The organism is Pseudomonadota bacterium (assembly GCA_023229365.1).
GTDB lineage: Bacteria > Myxococcota_A > Polyangia > JAAYKL01 > JAAYKL01 > JALNZK01.
In genome coordinates this window covers 22613-28741 of the sequence record JALNZK010000069.1, presented here as the reverse complement: position 1 = coordinate 28741, position 6129 = coordinate 22613, and the positions used below count along the sequence as shown (strand labels likewise).

Genomic DNA, 6129 nt, shown 5'->3' with positions numbered 1-6129 from the left:
TCGGGGGCGCGATCGGGTACTCGCGGACGCGGGCCTGGATTCCCGCCAACGACAGCCACGGCGATCTGGCGCTGGGCCCGGTGCATACCTACGGGCTGGCGTTCCGGGTCGGCGACGCGTTCGCCGAGTGGTTCGCCGTCGGATTCCAGGTCCAGATCTACAGCGGGAAGAGCGACACGGCGAAGATCAGCGCGTTCGACCTCCTGCTCGACGCGACCTTCTACCCCTGGCGGGGGCTCGGCCTCCGTCCGTCGGTCGGGCTCGGCTTCGGCTACGCCCGCGGCGAGCACGAGTGGGAGATGGGCGGCGGCGGCCCGGGCTGTCTCGCGGTGGGGGTGCTCTACGAGTTCCGCGTCACGCGCCTATTCTCGATCGCGCCGATCGTCCAGGCCTCCTGGATCGCCGGAGAGGAGTTCGACTCGCTGTTCCTCTTCGTCGGCATCGAGCTCGCCAAGTGGTTCGGGACCGCCACCGGCTGATCGCCGCCGGAAGGCGAGCGTCACCGAGGCGCCGATCACCCCGCCGAGCAGATCGGCCGCGACGTCCGACCACGACGAGCTCCGCCCCGGGATGAACAGCTGGTGGATCTCGTCGAGCGCCCCGTAGATGATCACGAGGCCGACGACGATCGCGAACGAACGGCCGTGCGTGCGCCGGGCCCCGCGCCCGAAGCGCGAGGTCAGCCAGAGCATGAGCAGCGCGCCGAGCGGGACGTACTCCGCGGCGTGGGCGGCCTTGTCCCAGACGTGGACGCCGAGACGCGCGAGCTCCCTGCCCGGGACGTGCGAGACCGCGAAGATGGCCGCCGCGTAGACGAGGACGGCGATCAGGAACCGCTTGGACGAGGAGTGCGCCCGCGCCGCGCTCATACGGCGACGCCCTCGAGGCTGTGCGGGTGGACGGCGGTCACCTTGACGCCGACGAGCGCGCCCTCGAGCCCCGCGAGCCCCTTCCCTCCCGGCGCGAGGAAGTTCACGATCTGGCCGTTCCGCGCCCGGCCGCCGACCTGCCCGTCGAGCCGCCCCTCCTGAACGACGAGCACCTCGAGGACGGCCCCGACCAGGGAGGCGCGCCACTCGCGCTCCAGCCGCTCCATCCGCTCGTGCACGAGATCGAGGCGGCGCGACTTCTCCTCCGCGGGGACGTCGTCGGCGAGCTTCGCCGCCGGCGTGCCCGGCCTCGGGGAGTACTTGAAGGAGAAGGCGCCGTTGAAGCGGGCCCGCTCGATGACCTCGAGCGTCTGCGCGAACTCCGCCTCGGTCTCTCCCGGGTAGCCGACGATGACGTCGGTCGTGATCGCGATCGACGGGCAACCGCGCCGCAGGCGGTCCACGACCTCAAGGTACTCCTCCGCGCGGTAGCGCCGCCGCATGCGCGCGAGCACCGCGTCCGACCCCGCCTGCAGCGGCAGGTGGATCGACTCGCACAGCGTCGCGAGGCGGCCGTACAGCGCCGTGAGCTCGGGCGCCATGTGCCGGGGGTGCGGCGAGACGAACCGCAGGCGAGCGAGCCCCGGGACCTCGTCCAAACGCTCGAGCAGCGCGACGAAGTCCGCCTGGCCGTGGCGGTACGCGTTCACCTTCTGCCCGAGGAGCGTGATCTCCCGAACGCCGGCGGCGACCAGGGCGCGCGCCTCCTCGACGATGTCCTCCGCGGGCCGGCAGCGCTCGGGTCCCCGGACCGTGGGAACGATGCAGTACGCGCAGCGCTCGTCGCAGCCCTTCATGACCGTGACGAACGCGAGCGGCGATCCGCCCGCGCTCGAGGTGTCGGCCGCCAGGAAGTCGCCCGCCGCGCCCTCGTCGAACCCGGTGAGCGCCCGCGTCGACCGCTCCCGGCGGACCTCCTCGACGAGCGCCGGCAGCGCGGCGTAGTGATCCGGCGCGGCCACGAAATCGACGCCCGGTATCAGCGAGAAGATCCTCGCCCCCTCCTGCTCCGCGACGCATCCGACGATGCCGACGACGACGTCGCGAGCGCGCCCCTTCAGCAGCCGGAGGCGCCCCGTCTCGGAGATCGCCTTGTGCCACGCCTTCTCCCGGACCGTGCAGCTGTTGACGAGCGCGACGTCCGCCTCCCGGGGATCGTCGGTCCGCGCGTAGCCCGCGCGCCGCATGATGTCGAAGATCCGCGCGGTGTCGTGGGCGTTCATCTGGCAGCCGAACGTCTTGACGAACAGCTTCATGGCACCTCTTCTGGCCCAAATGCGGGGCGAGGTCAATCGAACCTCCGGCAGGCGTACCGGGATACTGGATCTGCCATGGCCGGCTGCGCTATACTGCGTTGGCGGATTTGCGTAACGCAGCAAAGTGAGGATTCTGCTTTGGACGACGACAATTCCGATCGAAGGGACTACCCGAGAGCTCCCATCGAGCTGAAGGTCGAGTACCGCAGGCTCAACACGTTCTTCGCCGACTACACCCGCAACATCAGCCGCGGCGGGACCTTCATCAAGACGCAGAAGCCGCTGGACATTGGGACGGAGTTCCTCTTCAAGCTCGTCATCCCGACGCTCGACAACCCCATCGTCCTGCGCGGCAAGGTCCAGTGGATCGTCTCCAGCGAAACCGCGACCGCCGACGAGCCGGCGGGGATGGGCATCAAGTTCCTGTACGAGAACGACACCCAGCGGGGCGACATCGAGAACCGCGTCGAGCGCCTCATGATCGACAGCCTCGGGAAGCACCTGTACCGCAAGCTCGTGGGGCGCGCCTCGAAACCCGCCGCCGACTGAACGCGAAACGCATTCTTTGCGCCTTGACTTCCTGCTGTCGACTGGAATAGGTGTGATCATCACCGCGCTAGAGTGATGCGCCTGTGAGAGGAGCGCCATGCCGAAAAAGGACGTCGACAAGGGCCGCCTGAAGATCGCCTCCGTGCCTCCTCCGGAATCGTCGATCAAGCACGTCGACGACGTTTTCATCGTGGTCACGCAGGCGTTCTGCCAGAACGGCCACAACCTCGTCGACAACGACAACGAGATGTTCGACGGCTACCCCGGGATCAAGCTCCAGCTCACGGACGGCCGCGGCAACGCGGGCATCGTATACCTCTCCCCGTTCCACGGCGACAGCTCGAAGAAGGGCAAGACGGACTGGCCGGCCGGCACGAAGCTCAACGTGCGCTGCCCAATCTGCAACGTGCTGCTCCCCGTCCTCGCGAAGTGCCACTGCGATCCTGCGATATCGCCGAACGGCGGCGATCTCGTGAAGCTGTTCCTGTCCCCCGCGCGCACGGACAGCCACATCGTCGCGCTCTGCAACGTCTGGGGCTGCCGAAAATCTCGGACCATCGACAACTGGAACATCATCTCCGAGTACCTGTCAGGACAGATCAGCGACTGATTTCCAAGCCCCGGCTGCGGCGACCGAAACCGTAGCAACGTCCGAAAAACGCTGAATTGACGCCACGCCCTCCACGGCTGTAGTTTCCAATCGGACTTGACGAAACGGGCAAAAATGCTATATTATTATAAAAGTTCAACTATGATGGATCTGTAAAAGGGGAAAAAATGAAAAAGCCATCGTCCGAGCGGGTTTTTTCCGTCAAGCAGGTCGCACAGATGTGCCGCGTATCGAATGAAACGATTCGCCGATGGATACGCAAGCACGGCCTCAACGCGTACAACACGACCGGCGGCCTCGCCATCAAGATCCTGGAAACGGACCTGCGGAAGTTCTCCGAGGAGCTGCGGGTCTTCGTGGACTGGAACAGCGCCGACGAGGAGCCCTGACCCCGCCGGGGGCGTCACGGCCCTGCGTCACCCTGCGGCGCGCTCTCGAGGCCCAAGCGCCTGACGTGCTCGATGACGACCGGCTGCGTCGGCACGTCGTTCATCTCGCCGCGCTCTCCCGTGACGGTCTGCGTGGGCACGGAGGAGATCTCCAGCGCGACGGTCAAGCCCTCCTCGACGTGCCCGAACGCCGCGTAGCCGCCGTTGAGCTGCGTCGCCGCGGACACGCAGATGAAGAACTGGCTCGTCGCGCTGTTCGGATCCGAGGTGCGCGCCATGGAGATGATCCCGGCCTCGTGCTTCAGCCCGGGGATGATCTCGAGCCGGAGCGGCGGATCCGTTTCCGCGCGCTCGAGCGCCGCGTCGAAGCCGCCGCCCTGGATCATGAAGCCGGGGATCACGCGGTGGAAGATCTTGCCGCTGTAGAACCCCCTGTCGACGTACGAGAGGAAGCTCTTCACGGTGTCCGGCGCGGCGTCACCGTACAGCCCCACGACGATGCTCCCCATGGAGGTCTTGATCTCGACGCGCTCGGTGACGTCCTGCTCCATCGAGACGGGCAGAGGCGCCGGCACGTCGAACCTCGTCTCGCCCTCCCCGACCGCCGCGGCAGGCGACGGAACAGCGTTTCCGCAACCGATGAACGCAGCGCCCAAACCCAAAAAAGCCAGCGCGGTGAGGAACCGCGTTTCGCTCACGGCTTGACCATGAAGGCGATGATCAAAGCGTAGATGGCGAGCGACTCGATGATCGCGAGACCCAGAATGAGCTTGGGGAACATCTGGGCGTCCGCCTTGGGGTTGCGGGCGATGCCGGTCAGGCAGGCGCCGATCGCGTTTCCTTGGCCGATGCCGCATCCGAACGCCGCGAGCCCGATCGCGAGCCCGGCGCCGAGCGCCCTCCAGCCCTGGTCCAGGACCGCCCCGGCCTCCGCCTCGCCTTCGGCGAACGCCGCGGTGGCCACCAACGTGATGAGGGCAACGGTCAACAGGGACAGCACCTTGCGCATCTGCATGTCAGCTCTCCTTTTCTCGCAGGTTCAATGCTCTTCGTGAGCAACAGCCATACCGATGTACACCGCCGATAGAATACAGAACACCGCCGTCTGCACGATGCACACGAGCACCCCGAGGAGCAGCACCGGCACCGGCACGAGGATCGGGCACAGGAGCGTGAACGACGCCACCACCGCGTGATCGGCGAACATGTTGCCCATCAGTCGGATGGACAGCGACGCCGGCCGCGCGAGGTGGCTGACCGCCTCGATCGCGAAGAAGAACAGCATGAACGGGAGCGCCCACCACTTGCGGAACGGGCCGCACCACTCCGCGAAGTACTTGATGACGCCGTGCTCCTTGATGCCCCAGATGTGCGTCGTGAAGAAGATGACGAGCGCCATCGCGAGCGTCATGTTGAGGTTCCCCGTCGGCGGCGTGAACCCGGGGATGAGCCCTATGAAGTTCGAGAAGAAGATGATGAACATGCTCGCCGCGATGAGCGGGAGGAAGAAGCGCGCGGCCTTGCGGCCCATGATCCCTTCCATCGTGGCGAGCGCGCCCTCGATCATCATCTCGAAGAACGTGCGCAGGTTCAGGCGGTTGTCCGGGATGAGACCGCGCGTGGCGCTGAACTTCCGCCGCGCGATCAGCACGAGCATGATCAGCAGCGCCGCGACGAAGGCGAACCCGACGACGTATTGCACGGAGATGTCGGCGTGGTCGATGTAGGACGTGCCGATGAGCTCCTGCAGCCGCGTGCGCCACTCGCCCATCGCGGTGAAGATGTAGTCGAACCAGCTCACGCCGTGCGGCATCTACCGTTCCTCCCGCAGTGCTGCGTTGCCCTCAGCAAGAACCTGTACCGTGCTGCGCGCCAGAAGGCCGAAAACCAGGGCGGAGAGCCCGAGGAGCATGCCCAGCGGGGATGCGATCTCGGTCGCCAGGATGAGCCAGATGACGGCGAGCAGGGAGCCGGTCTTCACCACCAGGAAGAACCCGAAGCGCCCCTTGTCGCCGAGCGCCGCGACGCGCCGCCCCGCCCAGTTGAAGACGAACCAGTTCGCCAAGGCGAGCGCGGTTCCGAACGCGACGCCGACGAGATCGTCCGGACCGAGGCGGAGCGCGGCGAAGATCGCCGCCCCGACTCCCCAGAGGATGGCGTAGGGCTCAAATCTTCTTAGAATTTTTTTCATCGTCCGGGACCACGGTTCTGGATGCCACCCGCAAGCCGTCGTAAACTGCTTTCGCCGCCGCTCCCAAACCAACCGCGAAGCCGATCCAGAACAGCACCGGGGCGGTATCGAACACGTCGTCCAGATACTGTCCGCCCAGCACCCCGATGAGAATCGCGAACCCCATCTCCAAGCCGACGGCGGAAAGACGACCCGCCTTCTTCCA

The 6129-nt window shown here is 66.5% G+C and carries 11 protein-coding genes; 4 read left to right on the top strand and 7 right to left on the bottom strand.

Annotation, left to right across the window (positions count from 1 at the left end):
- The coding region (locus tag M0R80_21275; GenBank protein ID MCK9462166.1) for a hypothetical protein at positions 1-479 on the top strand (479 nt) is incomplete at its 5' end.
- Here M0R80_21275 and M0R80_21270 read toward each other — a convergent pair.
- Positions 363-869, bottom strand: coding sequence for a VanZ family protein (locus M0R80_21270; GenBank protein ID MCK9462165.1), 507 nt, complete (start codon positions 867-869; stop codon positions 363-365). The two genes, M0R80_21275 and M0R80_21270, sit on opposite strands and share 117 nt — an antisense overlap.
- Positions 866-2185, bottom strand: coding sequence for a tRNA (N6-isopentenyl adenosine(37)-C2)-methylthiotransferase MiaB (gene miaB / locus M0R80_21265; GenBank protein MCK9462164.1), 1320 nt, complete (start codon positions 2183-2185; stop codon positions 866-868). Before miaB ends, M0R80_21270 begins: the two co-directional genes overlap by 4 nt.
- 138 nt (positions 2186-2323) lie before the next feature.
- On the opposite strand from miaB, the gene M0R80_21260 reads away from it, so the two are divergent.
- The 3 genes from M0R80_21260 (at position 2324) to M0R80_21250 (ending at position 3733) form a co-directional block, all read left to right on the top strand.
- Positions 2324-2734 (top strand): TIGR02266 family protein, encoded by a 411-nt coding sequence (locus M0R80_21260; GenBank protein MCK9462163.1) that lies wholly within the window; start codon positions 2324-2326, stop codon positions 2732-2734.
- A gap of 97 nt (positions 2735-2831) precedes the next feature.
- A complete protein-coding gene (locus M0R80_21255) occupies positions 2832-3344 on the top strand; it encodes a hypothetical protein (protein ID MCK9462162.1) in 513 nt (170 codons plus the stop codon).
- 167 nt (positions 3345-3511) lie between these two features.
- The gene (locus M0R80_21250) at positions 3512-3733 is read left to right on the top strand and encodes a helix-turn-helix domain-containing protein (GenBank protein MCK9462161.1); all 222 of its coding nucleotides are present in this window, start codon (positions 3512-3514) and stop codon (positions 3731-3733) included.
- Positions 3734-3747: 14 nt separating this feature from the next.
- Here M0R80_21250 and M0R80_21245 read toward each other — a convergent pair whose 3' ends face one another.
- The 5 genes from M0R80_21245 to M0R80_21225 are packed head-to-tail and all read right to left on the bottom strand — an operon-like array spanning position 3748 to position 6090.
- Complete coding sequence (locus M0R80_21245; GenBank protein ID MCK9462160.1) at positions 3748-4431, bottom strand: peptidylprolyl isomerase; 684 nt, start codon at positions 4429-4431, stop codon at positions 3748-3750.
- Entirely contained in the window at positions 4428-4748 is a 321-nt protein-coding gene (locus M0R80_21240; GenBank protein MCK9462159.1) for an ATP synthase F0 subunit C, read from the bottom strand. The genes M0R80_21245 and M0R80_21240 overlap by 4 nt, the downstream gene beginning before the upstream one ends.
- 24 nt (positions 4749-4772) lie before the next feature.
- The gene (gene atpB / locus M0R80_21235) at positions 4773-5546 is read right to left on the bottom strand and encodes a F0F1 ATP synthase subunit A (protein ID MCK9462158.1); all 774 of its coding nucleotides are present in this window, start codon (positions 5544-5546) and stop codon (positions 4773-4775) included.
- Positions 5547-5924, bottom strand: coding sequence for a hypothetical protein (locus tag M0R80_21230; GenBank protein ID MCK9462157.1), 378 nt, complete (start codon positions 5922-5924; stop codon positions 5547-5549).
- The gene (locus M0R80_21225) at positions 5899-6090 is read right to left on the bottom strand and encodes an AtpZ/AtpI family protein (GenBank protein ID MCK9462156.1); all 192 of its coding nucleotides are present in this window, start codon (positions 6088-6090) and stop codon (positions 5899-5901) included. The genes M0R80_21230 and M0R80_21225 overlap by 26 nt, the downstream gene beginning before the upstream one ends.
- Between the last annotated feature and the right edge of the window lie 39 nt (positions 6091-6129).

Coding starts and splice junctions, on each gene's coding strand:
- M0R80_21250 (MCK9462161.1), top strand. CDS start 3,512: ATGAAAAAGCCATCGTCCGAGCGGGTTTTTTCCGTCAAGCAGGTCGCA.
- M0R80_21270 (MCK9462165.1), bottom strand. CDS start 869: ATGAGCGCGGCGCGGGCGCACTCCTCGTCCAAGCGGTTCCTGATCGCC.
- M0R80_21255 (MCK9462162.1), top strand. CDS start 2,832: ATGCCGAAAAAGGACGTCGACAAGGGCCGCCTGAAGATCGCCTCCGTG.
- miaB (MCK9462164.1), bottom strand. CDS start 2,185: ATGAAGCTGTTCGTCAAGACGTTCGGCTGCCAGATGAACGCCCACGAC.
- M0R80_21230 (MCK9462157.1), bottom strand. CDS start 5,924: ATGAAAAAAATTCTAAGAAGATTTGAGCCCTACGCCATCCTCTGGGGA.
- M0R80_21225 (MCK9462156.1), bottom strand. CDS start 6,090: ATGGGGTTCGCGATTCTCATCGGGGTGCTGGGCGGACAGTATCTGGAC.
- M0R80_21240 (MCK9462159.1), bottom strand. CDS start 4,748: ATGCAGATGCGCAAGGTGCTGTCCCTGTTGACCGTTGCCCTCATCACG.
- atpB (MCK9462158.1), bottom strand. CDS start 5,546: ATGCCGCACGGCGTGAGCTGGTTCGACTACATCTTCACCGCGATGGGC.